This is a genomic window from Pseudomonas sp. BP11-1-1 (assembly GCF_052112105.1).
GTDB classification, from domain to species: Bacteria; Pseudomonadota; Gammaproteobacteria; order Pseudomonadales; family Pseudomonadaceae; genus Aquipseudomonas; species Aquipseudomonas alvandae.
The window spans coordinates 621050-635373 of the sequence record NZ_JAUTYU010000003.1 but is presented as its reverse complement, the minus strand read 5'-3'; the positions used below and the strand labels follow the sequence as shown (position 1 = coordinate 635373).

Annotated in this window: 12 protein-coding genes; 6 read left to right on the top strand and 6 right to left on the bottom strand. The window is 63.6% G+C overall.

Annotation, left to right across the window (positions count from 1 at the left end; all coding sequences use genetic code 11):
- The first annotated feature begins 83 nt into the window (after positions 1 to 83).
- From Q7C33_RS09415 to Q7C33_RS09400, 4 genes are read left to right on the top strand one after another with little or no spacing between them, the layout of a single operon-like run.
- Positions 84 to 1268 (top strand): sensor histidine kinase, encoded by a 1185-nt coding sequence (locus Q7C33_RS09415; RefSeq protein ID WP_407683274.1) that lies wholly within the window; start codon positions 84 to 86, stop codon positions 1266 to 1268.
- Complete coding sequence (locus Q7C33_RS09410) at positions 1265 to 1933, top strand: response regulator (RefSeq protein ID WP_030140683.1); 669 nt, start codon at positions 1265 to 1267, stop codon at positions 1931 to 1933. The genes Q7C33_RS09415 and Q7C33_RS09410 overlap by 4 nt, the downstream gene beginning before the upstream one ends.
- Positions 1930 to 4242 carry an ATP-binding protein gene (locus Q7C33_RS09405; RefSeq protein ID WP_407683273.1) on the top strand — a complete coding sequence of 771 codons (2313 nt, stop codon included), beginning with the start codon at positions 1930 to 1932 and terminating at the stop codon, positions 4240 to 4242. The genes Q7C33_RS09410 and Q7C33_RS09405 overlap by 4 nt, the downstream gene beginning before the upstream one ends.
- Positions 4239 to 4715, top strand: a complete 477-nt coding sequence (locus Q7C33_RS09400; protein ID WP_030140681.1) for a response regulator — start codon at positions 4239 to 4241, stop codon at positions 4713 to 4715. Before Q7C33_RS09405 ends, Q7C33_RS09400 begins: the two co-directional genes overlap by 4 nt.
- Here Q7C33_RS09400 and Q7C33_RS09395 read toward each other — a convergent pair.
- From Q7C33_RS09395 to Q7C33_RS09375, 5 genes are all read right to left on the bottom strand, one after another.
- Positions 4708 to 5532: an energy transducer TonB gene (locus Q7C33_RS09395; RefSeq protein WP_407683272.1), complete on the bottom strand. Its 825-nt coding sequence runs from the start codon at positions 5530 to 5532 to the stop codon at positions 4708 to 4710. The two genes, Q7C33_RS09400 and Q7C33_RS09395, sit on opposite strands and share 8 nt — an antisense overlap.
- Positions 5529 to 5975 (bottom strand): protein TolR, encoded by a 447-nt coding sequence (gene tolR / locus Q7C33_RS09390; protein WP_030140679.1) that lies wholly within the window; start codon positions 5973 to 5975, stop codon positions 5529 to 5531. Before tolR ends, Q7C33_RS09395 begins: the two co-directional genes overlap by 4 nt.
- Before the next feature lie 13 nt (positions 5976 to 5988).
- On the bottom strand, positions 5989 to 6696 hold the full coding sequence (gene tolQ, locus Q7C33_RS09385) for a protein TolQ (protein ID WP_030140678.1): 708 nt from the start codon (positions 6694 to 6696) through the stop codon (positions 5989 to 5991).
- A 64-nt stretch (positions 6697 to 6760) separates the two neighbouring features.
- Complete coding sequence (locus Q7C33_RS09380; protein ID WP_033864534.1) at positions 6761 to 8689, bottom strand: phytase; 1929 nt, start codon at positions 8687 to 8689, stop codon at positions 6761 to 6763.
- A gap of 47 nt (positions 8690 to 8736) precedes the next feature.
- Positions 8737 to 11259, bottom strand: a complete 2523-nt coding sequence (locus Q7C33_RS09375; protein ID WP_407683271.1) for a TonB-dependent receptor — start codon at positions 11257 to 11259, stop codon at positions 8737 to 8739.
- Between the two features lie 500 nt (positions 11260 to 11759).
- Between Q7C33_RS09375 and Q7C33_RS09370 the strand changes: the two genes are divergently transcribed.
- Both Q7C33_RS09370 and Q7C33_RS09365 read left to right on the top strand, forming a co-directional pair.
- Positions 11760 to 12674 (top strand): GGDEF domain-containing protein, encoded by a 915-nt coding sequence (locus tag Q7C33_RS09370; RefSeq protein ID WP_407683270.1) that lies wholly within the window; start codon positions 11760 to 11762, stop codon positions 12672 to 12674.
- 9 nt (positions 12675 to 12683) lie between these two features.
- Positions 12684 to 13721 carry an AraC family transcriptional regulator ligand-binding domain-containing protein gene (locus tag Q7C33_RS09365; protein WP_407683269.1) on the top strand — a complete coding sequence of 346 codons (1038 nt, stop codon included), beginning with the start codon at positions 12684 to 12686 and terminating at the stop codon, positions 13719 to 13721.
- Positions 13722 to 13733: 12 nt separating this feature from the next.
- On the opposite strand, the gene Q7C33_RS09360 is transcribed toward Q7C33_RS09365, so the two are convergent.
- Positions 13734 to 14174, bottom strand: a complete 441-nt coding sequence (locus Q7C33_RS09360; protein ID WP_407683268.1) for a CBS domain-containing protein — start codon at positions 14172 to 14174, stop codon at positions 13734 to 13736.
- Positions 14175 to 14324 lie beyond the last annotated feature (150 nt).

Sequence of the window (14324 nt, the reverse complement as noted above, 5' to 3'; positions counted from 1 at the left end):
TCGGCAGATAGGCTGAGTGCCGATCGCAAGGTCTAATGACGCCATCCGAACCAGGCCACTTCCCGTCCATGCTGGAGTTTCTCATGCAAAGCCCACCCCACGACCCCGGCAGTGCCCTGGCGATCCGTAGCCAATACCGCCAGTCGCAAAGTCGCGCGGCACGCCTGGGCCTGTTGTTGGGCACCGGCCATGAGTTGACCCGCCTGCCATTGGTGCAGATGCGCCAGCGGGCGGTGCAGCGAGCGTGCGCATTCGTCGCCATGGACCATGGCCTGTTGCTGGAGTGGACGCCGGAATCCACGCTGCAAACCGTTGCCAGCCACGGTAGTGCCGAGGGGCTCGGCCTGCTCGCGAACCTGGCGCAGCCCTCGGCGCCCGAACCGCAATGGTTGGACTGCCCCGGCAAAGCCCTGGCGCAGGTCTTGCGCGTGCCGTTGCGAGGGGCCGACGGCATCGTGTTTGGTGCCCTGCTGCTGGGCAACAGCGTGCCTTTGGGCGCCCCCGACAACGAAGACATCGAATCCCTGCAATTGCTCGCGACGCTGCTGGCGGCACACCTGGAGAACAGCCGCCTGCTCCAGGCGCTGCAAGCCCGGGAGCGGACGATGTCCGAGCTGGTCCATCGGCTGTTCAGCGCCCAGGAAGACGAACGCAAGCGCGTGGCGTATGACCTTCATGACGGCCTGGCGCAGAACCTCGCCGGGCTGCACCAGCGTCTGCAAGGCTTCGCCGGGCGCTGCCCGCCAATGCCGTCGGCGCTGGACAACGAGCTCCAGGCCATCCTCGACCTGGCCCAGCGCTGCGTCGGCGAGAGTCGGCAATTGATTGGCGGCCTTCGCCCCCATGTGCTGGACGATTTCGGCTTGTACAGCGCCATCGACAAGGAAGCCGATCGCCTGCGCGAGGCCGGGCTAATGGTGGACTGGGCCGAGCACAATGCCGTGCGACTGCCGGCAAACATTGAGATCGCCCTGTTCCGCATCGCCCAGGAAGGCATCAACAACATCCTCAAGCATGCCCGAGCCCGGCAGGTATGCCTGGGCTTGGCGGTGCATGACAGGCGGGCCACGTTGCGGGTCGAGGACGATGGCCGTGGCTTTGCCCTCGAACTGCCCATCGAAAGCCGTGGCTCCAGCCACCTGGGCCTGGCGGCGATGCAGGAACGCGCCAGCCTGCTCGGTGGCCATCTGGACTGTCGCAGCGAACCCGATGGCGGCACTCGTTTGTCGGCCAGCGTGCCGCTGTCCACCCAAGGAGCTCATTCATGAAGCATCCCCTGCGCCTGCTATTGGCCGATGATCACGAAGTCACCCGCACCGGTTTCATTTCCATGCTGGCCGGCATCGAGGGGTTCGAAGTGGTCGGCCAGGCCTGCGACGGCCAGGAGGCACTCGACCTGTGCGAGCGGTTGCAACCGGACATCGCCATCCTCGATATCCGCATGCCGGTGCTCAACGGCCTCGGTGCGGCGCGCATCCTCAAGCAACGCCAGCCACAGATCAAAGTGATCGTCTTCACCATGGACGACAGCCCCGACCACCTCGAGGCCGCCATCACAGCGGGTGCCGTCGGCTATTTGCTCAAGGATGCCAGCCGTGCCGAGATGCTCGATGCGCTGAAACGGGTCGCCCAGGGCGAGGAGGCCCTGAACAGCGCGGTCAGCGCCCGCCTCTTGCGGCGCATGGCCGAGCGCGGCGCGAGCGGTGCGCCACAGGTCCAGGCCCTGACGACACGGGAGCGACAAGTGCTCGGCCTGGTCGCCAGTGGGTTCAGCAACCGTGAGATTGGTGAAAAACTCGGCATCGCCCCCGGCACTGCGAAAGCCCACGTGGAGCGGGTCATCGGCAAGCTTGGCGCCGCCGACCGGACCCAGGCCGCGGTACGCGGTGTCGCCCTTGGGCTGGTCGCGCAGCCTTCCGGACAATGGCCATGAGGTTTCTCGCCGCCCGCCGTTGGGCCAACCTGCCCTTGCGCGGCAAGGCCTTGGTGGTGATCTCCCTACCGCTGGTGGTCTTGCTGCTGTCCCTGGTGCTGATCTACATCACCGAGCGCCAGACCGCCCGCGCCGAAGAAGATGTACGACGGGTGCTGCTGGTACAGGGCGACATCCAGGCAGTGCACACCTTGCTGGCCGAAGCGGCCGCCAGCGTGCGTGGCTATCTGCTGACCCGCCGCGAAGATTTCCTGCCCGGCTATGAACAGGCCACGCCCAAGATCCAGGCCGCGCTGCAACGCCTGGATCACAATATCCGCGACGCCAGGATGCGCGAGCACCTCAAGACCATCACGCCGCTGATCGCCGAGAAACTCAAGGGGCTGGTTGCCCTGCGCACGGGCAAGGGTGATGACACCGCAACCATCACCGCGATCCTGATCGAAAACAAACAGGTCCTCGACGTGTTGCGCGAACAGATCAGCGCCATGCGCATACGCGAAGACGCCCTGCTCGCCGAACGCAGCGCCGCCGCCTCGGCCACGCGCATGCGCCTGTTGTTCGCCACCCTGCTGGCGGCGGTGTGCGGACTGTTTGGCGCCATCGTCGCGGTGCTGTTCCTGTCCAAGGGCATCGTTGCCCGGGTCCAGAAGGTGCAAGGCAACGCCCAACGCCTGGCGCTCGGCCAACCACTGTTGCCACAGCCGCCGGAGCGGGATGAAATCGGCCAATTGGGCACCCGCCTGGTGGAGGCCGGGCAGTTGCTCGCCGAGCGCGAGCGCGCCTTGCGCGATAACGAAGAACGCCTGCGGCTGATCATCGACGGTGTGAAGGACTATGGAATTTTCGCCCTGGACGCCCAGGGCCACGTCATCACGTGGAATGTCGGCGCCGAACGGATCAAGGGCTATACCGAGCAGGAAGTGCTCGGCCGGCATTTCTCGCTGTTCTACCTGGCCGAAGAATGCCCGGCGCACCCGGACATGGCGTTACTCGAGGCCACCCGCGACGGCCATTACATGGAAGAAGGCTGGCGATGCCGCAAGGACGGCAGTCGCTTCTGGGCCAGCGTGGTGATCACCGCGCAATACGACAGCACCGGCGCCCTGCGCGGCTTCTCGAAAATCACCCGCGACATTACCGACCGGCGTGCCGCCGAGATCGCCCTGCGCACGGCCCGTGAAGAAGCCGAGAGCGCCAGTCGCGCCAAGAGTGAGTTCCTGTCGCGCATGAGCCATGAACTGCGCACACCGTTGAATTCCATCCTGGGTTTCGCGCAACTGCTGGACATGGATTCCGTTGCCGGCCAGCGTCCCCACGTCAGTCATATCCTGCGGGCCGGCCAGCATTTGCTGGCGTTGATCAATGAAGTGCTCGACATCGCCCGGATCGAAGCGGGCCGCTTGCCGCTGAACATCGAGCCGATCGGATTGCCGGCGGTGCTGCACGAGGCGTTGACCCTGGTGTCGCCAATGGCCGCCGACGCCGGCATCCACCTGGCCGAGCTCCCCTTGCTGCCCGACGGCAGCGGCGTGCTTGCCGACCGCCAGCGCCTGGTCCAGGTGCTGCTGAACTTATTGTCCAACGCCATCAAGTACAACCAACCGGGCGGCGAGGTGCGCATCGAGGTCCTCATCGAAGCGCCCCAGGTCAGCATCGCCATCAGCGACACCGGGCAAGGCATCGCCCCCGAGCTGTTGGACCAGCTGTTCAAGCCATTCGAACGCCTCGGCGCCGATCCCCAGGTCGAAGGCACCGGCCTCGGCCTTTCCCTGAGCAAGAGCCTGCTGGAGATGATGCAAGGCAGCCTGCAAGTGCGCAGTGATCCGGGGCAAGGCTGCTGCTTCACCTTGCAACTGCCCTGCGCTCATGTGTCCGGCTCTCACCTGCCACCCATGGTTGCGCTGGAAGTGGCGCGACCGCGCACCGAATTCGATGGCAAGGTGTTGTGCATCGAAGACAACCTGTCGAGCCTGGCCCTGATCGAAACCTTGATGCAGCGCCGTCCGGGGATCCAGTTGTTGTCGAGCATGCAAGGCCAGATGGGCCTCGACCTGGCTCGCCAGCACACGCCGCAGTTGATCTTGCTGGACGTGACATTGCCTGACCTGGATGGCCTGGAAGTCCTGCGCCGCCTGCGCCAATCCCCGACCACCGCGTCGACGCCGGTGCTGATGATCACCGCCGACGCCAGCGACCTGACCCACCGCGCCTTGCACGATGCGGGGGCGACGGCGATCCTGACCAAACCCATTCATATCCAGGCCTTCCTCGGCCATCTCGAACGATATCTACCGGAGTCCGCATGAATCGCGATTTGCGCATCCTGATCATTGACGATCAGCGCCCCAACCTGGACCTGATGGAGCAGTTGCTGGCCCGTGAGGGGCTGCACAATGTGCTGAGCAGCACCGAGCCGTTGCGCACCCTCGACCTGTTCAACAGTTTCGAGCCGGACCTGGTCATCCTCGACCTGCACATGCCCGCATTCGACGGCTTCGCCGTGCTGGAGCAACTCAACCGGCGTATTCCGGCCAATGACTATTTGCCGATCCTGGTCCTGACCGCCGACGCTACCCGCGACACCCGCTTGCGCGCGTTGGCGCTGGGCGCGCGGGATTTCATCAGCAAACCCCTCGATGCGCTGGAAACCATGCTGCGCGTGTGGAACCTGCTGGAAACCCGGGCGCTGTATAAATCATTGCGCACCTTGGTCCCCGCCCAACAAATCGAATTGCTGCGCCAGCACCGGCCCACCACCGAGGCCCACCAGACTATTTGATTCGGTAGTGAAACGTATTCCTGACCGCCGGCACCGTGACCGCCCTGCCATCAACGATCCGCGGCTGGTAGCGGAATGTCTGGGCGGCCGCCAGGGACGGTCGGATGAACAATGGGTGGCAGCCGTCGAGCACCTTCGGGTTTTCGATCTTCCCTTCCGGCGTCACGCTGTATTCCACGGTGCAATCACCTTCCAACCCTTTGTCCAGTGCCCGTTGCGGATAGTCCGGGGCCTCTTTGCTCAGGGGCAGATAGCTGCGGCTGTCGGCGGCCAGGCGCGCCTGTTCGGCACGACGTTGCTGGGCGAGCGCTTCGGCCTGTTGGGCCTGGCGTTGTTGCTCGACAGCCTGTTGCCGGGCAGTCTGCTGCTCGGCTTCGTGCCGACGACGTTCGCTTTCCTGGCGCTGCCGTTGCTCATCGGCCTGTTGCTCGCGCTTGCGTTCCTCGACCCGCTTGCGAGCTACAGCTGCCTGCTCCAGCTTCTTTGCCTGGAGCTGCGGATCAGGCGTTGTCTCGACCGGCTTGGGACGTGGCGCTTCGACCGGTGGCGCAGGCGCTTCGATTGATGGCGGCGCGGCAACTGCCACGGGCGCGGGCGCCTCGGGAATCGGCGCCGGTGGCAGGATAACCAGTTGCGTACGCAACACCCGAGGCGCCTCCACTAGCGGTTTCTCCACTGTCCAACCCGCCGCCAGCATGACGACAACGGCGGCGTGCAACGCCACGGCACCGCCTGCCGCCAAGCCGTTTCTCCAAAAACCGTCACGCTCCAGCGCGGGCCAACCCGTGGACGAACCGTGCATGATCATCGCCGTCATCGTTCAGCCTCGGTCACCAGTCCCAGGTTGCTTACCCCGCCTTGCTGCAGGGCCGCCATGGCGGCGACGACCCGGGCATAATCGGCGTGGCCATCGGCCCGGATATAGACCTGGGTATCGCTGTGCTCGGCCACGACCTGCGCCACCTTCATGCGCAGTTGCTCCAGGTCCACCGCGCTGTCGGTCTGCTGGTGGGTGTCCAGCTCACCGCCGAGGTTCCAGTAGTAACCGCCCTCGGCTTTCACCGACAACGTCAGGATCCGCTGGCGGCTGTCGTTGGCCAAGGCTTCGCTGGCAACCTTGGGCAGCTCGATCTTCACACCTTGGGTCAGCATCGGCGCGGTGACCATGAAGATCACCAGCAACACCAGCATGACATCGATGTAAGGCACCACATTCATTTCGGCCTTGGGCCCGTGCTTGCGTTGCGGCTTGACTAACATCTGCCCTCTCCCTTCACGCGGCCGTCGCCAGGTTTACCGAGGCGCCGTGCAACTTGTGGTGCAAGCGCGCCTGCAATTCGTTGCCGAAGGCGTAATAACGGGTCAGCAGCGTCTGCCCGCGCGCAGCCAGTCGGTTATACGCAACCACCGCCGGAATCGCGGCAAACAGGCCGATGGCCGTGGCGATCAAGGCTTCGGCGATGCCCGGCGCCACGGTGGAAAGGCTGGCCTGTTGCACCTGGGACAATCCCAGGAAGGCATTCATGATTCCCCAGACGGTACCGAACAGGCCGATGTAAGGGCTGACCGAGCCGACGGTGGCGAGAAACTGCAGGCCCTTTTCCAGCTGGATCTCCTGTTCGCTGATCGCCACGTGCAGCGAGCGTTCGACGCCTTCGAGCACCACGGCAGGGCTGCCCGAAGGCAGGCTCAACTGGGTGAACGCTTGGTAACCAGCGTGGAAAACCGGCAACACGCCGCCGTCCTCCGCTCGGGCCTGGGCCGTTTCGCGGTACAGCGGCAGCAGATCGGCACTGCTGCGAAAGCGCTGGAGGAAACCGTTGAATTGGCGCTCGCTGCGCTGCAGCACGCTGCTGCGCTGGATGATCAGGTACCAGCTCAGCAACGAAGCCAATAACAATGTGAGCATGACCGCCTTGACCAGCAGGCTCGCGTCGCTGATCAAGCCCCAGATCGTCATGTGTTCCAGTGTGGCTTGCATGGGTTGAACTCCTGTCGGGCTGCTATTGCATGAAATGTTCGTGACCGGTTGATGACGGCGCCGCTCAAGGCAGGCCTAGCGCTTTCGCCACGTCGGCCCAAGGCACGAACTTGAAGTTCTGGGCTTGCTCAGGCATGCGCTTGCGCCCGTCCTGGACCACCAGCAGGCCTCGGCTCCAAGCCCCCCCGAGGTTGGCCGAAACCACCTCCAGGCCGTCGGTTTCCGAAGCACCGTCGATTCGCGCCGCGGCGTTCAACCCGACCCTGAAGGTTCCACGCACGGCATAGGGCGGCTGGGCATCGAGCACCACGTAGCTGTCGTTGCCCTGGCTGGAGATCACCAGGTAGTCGTGGCCGGCGCTTTGGTACAAGGCGATGCCTTCGACGTCAGCGTGCAGTTGCGCGCCGACCTTGATCACGCTGCCCAGGGTTGCCGGTTGGTCGGCACGGGCATCCATTGTCCAGACGCCGACGTCTTCCTCGCCGAGAAACAACCGTTGGCGCAGGTCGTCGGCCACGCAGCCTTCGGGTTGGCTGTCGACGCTGAACTGGCGCACCAACTCGCCCTTGATCGAGCCATCCGCAGCGTGCAAGCGGTATTGCAGGTATTGCCCATCCTTGCCATTGGCGAAGGCATACAGCTCGCCGCTTTCGGGCTGGAACAGGCAGATCCCGTAGATTTCCTTGAGCGGCGTCGGGACTTCGCCAGCTTCACGCAACTCACCGCTGGCGCGATCGATGCTGAACAGGCTCAGGCTGTTGCGGTCACGGTTGCTGGCGACGGCCAGGTCGACAGTCTGCGAGCCCAACTTGAAGCCGCTGCGCACATCGACATTGTTGAGGCGACCCACCGGCAGCTCTTGCAACAACTTGCCTTGCAGGTCGTAAGCCAGCAGACCTTGCTTCTTGTTGGTGCCCAGCACTCGACTCAGGGCGGGTGTGGTCGGGTGGACCCAGATCGCCGGGTCATCCGCCGCATCACCTTGGCGGGCGACCGGCTCGCTCTGGGCGATGGCGGCCACGTTGGGCAATTTCGGCGTCGACGGCACCGGTGCGGGCAGCCAATTGATCTCACCTTGGTAGAGACGACCGTTATCATCGTCACGCAGCAACAGTTGGGCGCCGGTTTTCGTCAGGCGCACGGCGAGGCTTTCCGGCTCCTTCAGGCCCGTTAGCGGCACCCTGGCCTGGGCGACCCACGCTTGGTCCTGCTGTTGATACAGGTGCAGTTGCGCCGCTTGCGGGTCCAACCCGAGCATGCCCCCGGGCAGCGCGGCCATGGCACCGGCCACTTGGCGGATATCACCGAACGGTGCCCGCATCGCCACGGGCGCCCGCACGGACTCGGCCTCGGAGGACGCCGGATAAGCCCACCATCCCACCCGCTCTTCATTGACGAACAATTGGTTGGCGTCGTCCTGTACCTGGCACGTCGTGGCATCCGGCGGCAACGGCAGGCCACGCACCCGTTGCGCGGGCTCGCTGAGCTGCTCGCCATGGCCCACCAGCCACTGCTCGCCCCGGCCTTCTTCACCCACCAGGAACACGAACAGATTGCTCGCCTCGTCGCGGTACAGGCACAGGCCGTTCACCGGAAAATCCCGCGCTGGCAGATAAAGCGGTGTGCCCCACTGGCGCTTCTGCGGATCAAGGCTGACCAGCAGCGCTTGCTGGCGGTCGCTGTCGAGGCTGGTCACCAGCACGTTTGCGCCAAGGGCGCGGGTATCCAGGCTATCGAACGCGCCGTTGAAGCGGCTCAGTTCACGCCCTTGGTCATCGAGCAGCAACAACCCATCGCGTCCGGCCAACAACCGCCCGGTGGCGGCCTCGCCAGGCAGGAACGCCACCGCGTTCGCCGACAGGTCCTGGGCCCAGGGTTGCAGCTTCAGGCTCGGAGCGGCCTGTGCGTGGCTGGTCATCAGGCAGGCGATCAACGCCAGCAGGTAATGCTTGGGTAAAGACAGCTTTGTATTCAACGGAAAAATCCTTGTCATGGAGCCAAACTTGAACGGCTCCCTCGCCACAGCGGATGGGGGTCTATTCAAAAATGGGTAAACGTCAGCCCCAGCTTGTAGGTCGGTCCGTATTCCTCGTACTGGCCGTTGTAGGAACGGTGGCCGGTGTAGACGAAATACGGCTCGTCAGTGAGGTTCTGGGCTTCCAGGCTGACTTGAAGATTCTTGGTCAGCGAATAGCGGGCACTGAAATCGACGAAGGTCTGGGCATCGACATACAGGTCATGGTCGCGGTCGCTGATGGAGGCCAGCTCATACAGGTAGGCCGATTTGTAGTTGGCAGAGAGGCGCAGGCTGAGTTTGTCGTTTTCCCAACCCAGCATCAGGTTGCCGACCGTGTCCGACTGGTTTGGCAGGTCGATGCTGCGCTTGCGCTGGGTGCCGCTGGCCTGGTCGAACCCTTCGATTTGCGCATCGGATCGACTGAACGTCGCGTTGCCGCCCAGCAGCAGGCCGTTCCATGGCGCTGGCAGCCAATCGAATTTTTGCGAGTAAGCCAGTTCCAGGCCATAGAGCTTGGCGCTGTCGCCGTTGGCGAAACTGTGGGCTTCGGCGAAATCGGTCCAGGCGCCAGTGCCGGCCAGGTCAGTGTTGTAGACGAAGTTCTGGATGTCCTTGTAGAACACGAACGCCGAGACGGTGCCGGCGCGGCCCATGAAGTGTTCGATGCCCAGGTCCAGGTTGCTCGATTCCAGCGGCTTGAGGTCCGGGTTGCCGAAGGTGGCCTCGTCATCGTCGATGACAAATCCCGGCGCCAATTGGCCGAAGGTTGGCCGTACCACGGACTTGGTCCAGGCCGCGCGCACCTGGGTGTTCTTGTCCAGCTGATACCGCGCGTGCAGGCCTGGCAGCCAATGGTGATATCGGCGGCGGGTATCGGTGTCGGTAAAGACCCCGTCGGTGACGCCGGTGCCCTTGGCCTCGAACTCGGTGCCCTCGTAGCGCATGCCGGCGATGAAGCGCCAATCGTCAACATCGACGGTGTTCATCAGGTAGGCGGCGTTGATGTCTTCGCTCATCTTGAAGTCGTTGACCCGCGACTCCTGCTCATCGAAGAAAGCATCGCGATCGAGACCTCCCAGCAGTTGCTTGATCGCGTCGGCGCTGATACCCGGACCGAACCGGCCGAGGCGGTAATCCACGGTGCCCTTTTGGAACTGGCCAAGATTGAGTTGCTCGTCGGTGAAGCCCAGGTCATCGAAATCCTCGTAGACCCAGGCGTCGAGATCGTTGTCCTTGTCGCGCCGGCTGACCTTGCCGCCGAACTTCATCTGGGAGGCGTAGCCTTTCAAGTCGTAATCGCGGGCCAGATCCAGGCGCATGTTCTTCTCGGTGTCGGTGGTTTTCTGTTGCTCCCACTCCACCTTGTCGAGGCTGAAGTTGTTGGGATCGTAGAAGCCTGGGCCAATGATCGGCCGCGGCTTGTCGCTGTCGTAGAAACCGCCGTCAAAACCATCGATGCCCTTGAACGTTGCGCCGGCAATATGGCCGGGGCTGTCCTCGCTGGACTCGCTGTAGCCGGCCTGGCCACTCAAGGTCCAGAGACCGAACAGGCGCTCGCCGCCGAGGACATAGGATTGGATTTCCTGGGTCTCTTCACGCTGCTTGAGCTTGCGTTCGCCCTCGGCAGGCCCGATTTCGCCTGGTGCCTGCGGGTTGTCGAAGGCAATGCTGGCGGCGTTGCGGGTTTCGGTGTCCTTGTAGCGGCTGTACAGCGTGCGCAGGTAATAGCTGCTGAAATCGTCAGGCTTGTAGTCGAAATTCAGCCCGCCGCCGGCGCGCTCGCGGCGGATGTCGTAGTCGCGCTGCTCGAATTCTTCGAGCCGTGAGCCTTGCTCGAAATCCCAGGCACCGCCGGTTTCGACGTTGTCCGAACCGAAGTCACGCTTCTGCCAGCTCAGCGCGGCAGCGACGCCGAAGTTGTCGATGCCGTCGCCCAGGCTGAAACGATCGCTGATGGCGCCGGAGAATTTCGGGCTGGTCTGGGCGGTGTTCTTGTCATAACTGGCTTCGCTGCTGCCGGTGTAGAACAGGCCTTCATGATCGAAAGCCGAGAGGCTCTTGACGTCCACCGTACCGCCCAGTGAGTTGGCGTCCATGTCCGGCGTCAGGGTCTTGATCACCGACAGCGACTGCACCAGCTCCGAGGGCAGCACGTCGAGGGCGACCGCGCGACGCTCGCTCTCCGGGGCCGGCACCAGCGTGCCATTGATGGTCACGCTGTTGAGGTCCGGCCCCAGCCCACGCACGCTGACGAAGCGACCTTCGCCCTGGTCGCGTTCGACGCTGATGCCCGGCAGGCGCTGCACCGCTTCGGCGACGTTCTCATCCGGCAACTGCGCCACGCCGTCGGCATGCACCACGCTCTTGATGCTGTCGGCGCTGCGTTGCTCCTTGAGGGCCTGGTCGATACTGGCGGCCTGGCCGACCACCTCGACGTGCTCGGTGGCCGATGGCTCGGCAGCGCTCAATCGCTCGCTGGCCACGGCCATGGCCAAGGCGGTAAACGTAAAACCGACGAGCCCGGCGGTGCTGGTGCGGTGCTGCATGGTGGTCCTCCCCAGGAATCCGAATATCCGCCAGGCAACGGCCCGGCAACTGGGAGGGCACGCTAGGGGTGGGGAATGACGGTTCTGTGACAGGGCTTGGCTGGAGGGGCTGCAATCAGCTGATTTAGGGGGCTGGCGAGCCTGAATGAGCTGAAATGACCTACTGGAACCGCGCTCGGAAACTCCGTGGCGAGGGAGCTTGCTCCCGCTGGGCCCTGTAGGAGCTGCCGAGCGAAGCGAGGCTGCGATCTTTCCAAAGCCCATTGAGTTGAGAGCGAAGGTTCTGGATCAAAAGATCGTCCGAACGCGGCCCGAGCCTTCGCCAGCTCCTACAGGCCCAGCGGGAGCAAGCTCCCTCGCCACGGGGCGGTGTTGCCGCAAAAAATCCGAATAACCGGTGAGCTGATTCGACCTCCCCCGCTCCGTTGCACGCCGTCACCGCCCTGTCACATTCATCTGCTGTGCTGGCCGCATTCCGCTTCTGGCAAAGGATTCCGGCCATGTTTTCCACGCTCCGCCCGCACCGTCTCAAACTCGCCCTGCTACTGCTGGCGGCGAACCTCGGGCTGATCCTGCATCTGGCCAACGGTTCGATCAAATCCGTGGAGCAATGGGTCTGGCTGGACATTCTCGGCGAGGGTGGCTCGGCGCTGCTGGCGCTGGTGTGGCTGGGCCTGGTCCTGAAAAGCCGCCCCGCCGGGCGGGTGACCAACTACCTGGTCCTGGGCCTGGGCTGCATTTTCTTTTCCTGGTGGATCGACAGCCTCGACGAGTTCATCCACCTACCCGACACCATCACCTGGGACCATTGGCTCGAATCCGGACCGATGCCGGTGGGCATGATCCTGCTGACGCTGGGCATTTACCATTGGCACCGCGAGCAACTGGCGATCAACGGGCAGATGGAGAAGCGCGAGCGGCTGTTTCGCGAGCACCGTCTGTTCGACAAACTCACGCCTTTGGGCGGCGCGGACTTTCTCAAGCATGAACTGACCGCCAGCCTGGAGGACAGCCGGCGCCGGCAGCAGCCCCTGTCGCTGTTGGCCCTGGACCTCGACAACTTCGCCGCGATCAACCAGCGTTTCGGCCACAGCGAAGGCGACGCCGTGTTGCAAGCCGTCAGCCAACTGCTGGTGATGAACCTGCGGCGCCAGGACCTGGTATGCCGCCTCGCCGGTGACCGCTTCGTCGTGCTGCTGCCCGACACGGGTGAAAGTCAGGGCCTGCGCCAGGCCAAGGAGCTGGAACAGGCGGTTCGCAGCCTCGCCCACAAGACCCGGCAACACGGCGAGCGCTTGCAACTGGCGGCCAGCACGGCGGTGGTGATGGCGTTCGACGAAACCCCTGAAGCCTTGCTCAAACGCCTGAACCTGACGCTGGCCCAAACCCGGCACACGCTGGCGAAAAGCGCCTGAGGCTGGCCGATGACACTCAAGACCCATTGGTACGAATCCGACAGCCGCTTCATTGCGGGGCACTATCAACCGGCGACGCTGATCGACCTGGCGCTGTCGCGGGACATCGACAGTCATCGCCTGCTGCGCGGCACCGGCCTGTTCCACGACGATATCCTCGCAGGCCGAAGCCGCATCAGCCCGCAACAGTTTCTCGGCCTGATCGATAACAGCCGACGGCTGCTGGATGCCAACGACAGCAGCTTCCTGTTCGGCCAACGACTCTTGCCCGGCCACTACGGACCGGCCAGCCATGCCCTGCGTCACGCCCAGAATCTGCATCAGGCGCTGGACACACTGCTCGACTATCAACTGCTGCTCAGCCCGTTGGCCGCACCTCGTTTGTTGCTGGACGAGCAGTACGCTTACATCCACTGGCTGGACAGCTGCGGCGCCGATGAGCAATGGCGCTTCGTGCTCGAAGCCAGCATGACGTCGATGGTGGCGATGAGTGCCTGGCTCAGCGGTGAACGCCTGCCCTGGCAATGCAATTTTCGCCATGACGAACCGCGTTACGTCGAACAATATTGGGTGCACCTGGGCGAGAACAGCCAGTTCAATCGACCGCTGGATATGATGCGCCTGCCCCGTCATTGCCTGGCCCAACCCTGGCCCAACACCTCGGCGACCGCTGGCCAAGTCGCGCGGATCGAAGCCCGGGAGCAGGTCGACCAATTGGGTTTCGCGTCGAGCTTCCTAGACTGCCTCTACGACTATCTGCATGCCCACGTACAGCAAACGCCAAGCCTGGAACAGACCGCACAGGCCTTCGCCATGAGCCCGGCAACGCTCAAGCGCAAGTTGCACAAGCACCACACCGGGTTCCAGCAACAGGTGGACCGGGTGCACACGCACGTGGCGCTGTACCTGTATCAGATCAAGGGGTTCAGCAACGAGGAAGTGGCGCAGTACCTGAGCTTCAACGATACGGCGAACTTTCGCCGCTCGTTCAAGCGCTGGACCGGCAGTACGCCGAAGTTGATCCGGCAGTTGCTGGCGCTGGGATAGGATTCGCGGGGCTCAATGCCCGCGAATGTAATGCTCCAACTGCCGGATCAGGTCCGCTTGCTCGACGAGTGATTCCTTCACCAGGTCGCCAATGGACAACAGGCCGATCAACTCACCGTTATCCAGCACCGGCAGGTGTCGCAAGTGGCTGTCGGTCATGACTTCCATGCAGCGGTCGATGCTTTGCTGACTGTCGGCGGTGATCACCGGTGTGCTCATGATGGTGCGCACCGTAGTGCCCACGGATGAGCGGCCCTTGAGCACCATTTTGCGCGCGTAATCCCGCTCGCTGAATACCCCCACCACTTGCCCGCCTTCGATGACCGGCAATGCGCCGACGTTTTTCTCGGCCATGATCTGCAACGCTTCGAGCACGGTCTGCTCCGGTGCGATGCTGTGGACCTGCTGGTTCTGCACGCTCTTGAGTCTTACCAGTTGGGCGGCGGTTTTCATTGTTAATCCCCAGGTTGCGAATAAAACAATAATTCAAGCGAAACCATTCCTATGGCGAGGGGATTGATCCCTGCTCGGTTGCGTAGCGACCGTAAGAATTTGGGGCCGCTGCGCAGCCCAGCGGGGATAAATCCCCTCGCCACAAATGGG

Excerpts from the sequence above, each read along its gene's own strand:
- tolQ (WP_030140678.1), bottom strand. The coding sequence starts at position 6,696 with ATGCAAGCCACACTGGAACACATGACGATCTGGGGCTTGATCAGCGAC.
- Q7C33_RS09410 (WP_030140683.1), top strand. The coding sequence starts at position 1,265 with ATGAAGCATCCCCTGCGCCTGCTATTGGCCGATGATCACGAAGTCACC.
- Q7C33_RS09380 (WP_033864534.1), bottom strand. The coding sequence starts at position 8,689 with ATGACAAGGATTTTTCCGTTGAATACAAAGCTGTCTTTACCCAAGCAT.
- Q7C33_RS09400 (WP_030140681.1), top strand. The coding sequence starts at position 4,239 with ATGAATCGCGATTTGCGCATCCTGATCATTGACGATCAGCGCCCCAAC.
- Q7C33_RS09405 (WP_407683273.1), top strand. The coding sequence starts at position 1,930 with ATGAGGTTTCTCGCCGCCCGCCGTTGGGCCAACCTGCCCTTGCGCGGC.
- Q7C33_RS09360 (WP_407683268.1), bottom strand. The coding sequence starts at position 14,174 with ATGAAAACCGCCGCCCAACTGGTAAGACTCAAGAGCGTGCAGAACCAG.
- Q7C33_RS09370 (WP_407683270.1), top strand. The coding sequence starts at position 11,760 with ATGTTTTCCACGCTCCGCCCGCACCGTCTCAAACTCGCCCTGCTACTG.
- Q7C33_RS09375 (WP_407683271.1), bottom strand. The coding sequence starts at position 11,259 with ATGCAGCACCGCACCAGCACCGCCGGGCTCGTCGGTTTTACGTTTACC.
- Q7C33_RS09365 (WP_407683269.1), top strand. The coding sequence starts at position 12,684 with ATGACACTCAAGACCCATTGGTACGAATCCGACAGCCGCTTCATTGCG.
- tolR (WP_030140679.1), bottom strand. The coding sequence starts at position 5,975 with ATGTTAGTCAAGCCGCAACGCAAGCACGGGCCCAAGGCCGAAATGAAT.
- Q7C33_RS09415 (WP_407683274.1), top strand. The coding sequence starts at position 84 with ATGCAAAGCCCACCCCACGACCCCGGCAGTGCCCTGGCGATCCGTAGC.
- Q7C33_RS09395 (WP_407683272.1), bottom strand. The coding sequence starts at position 5,532 with ATGACGGCGATGATCATGCACGGTTCGTCCACGGGTTGGCCCGCGCTG.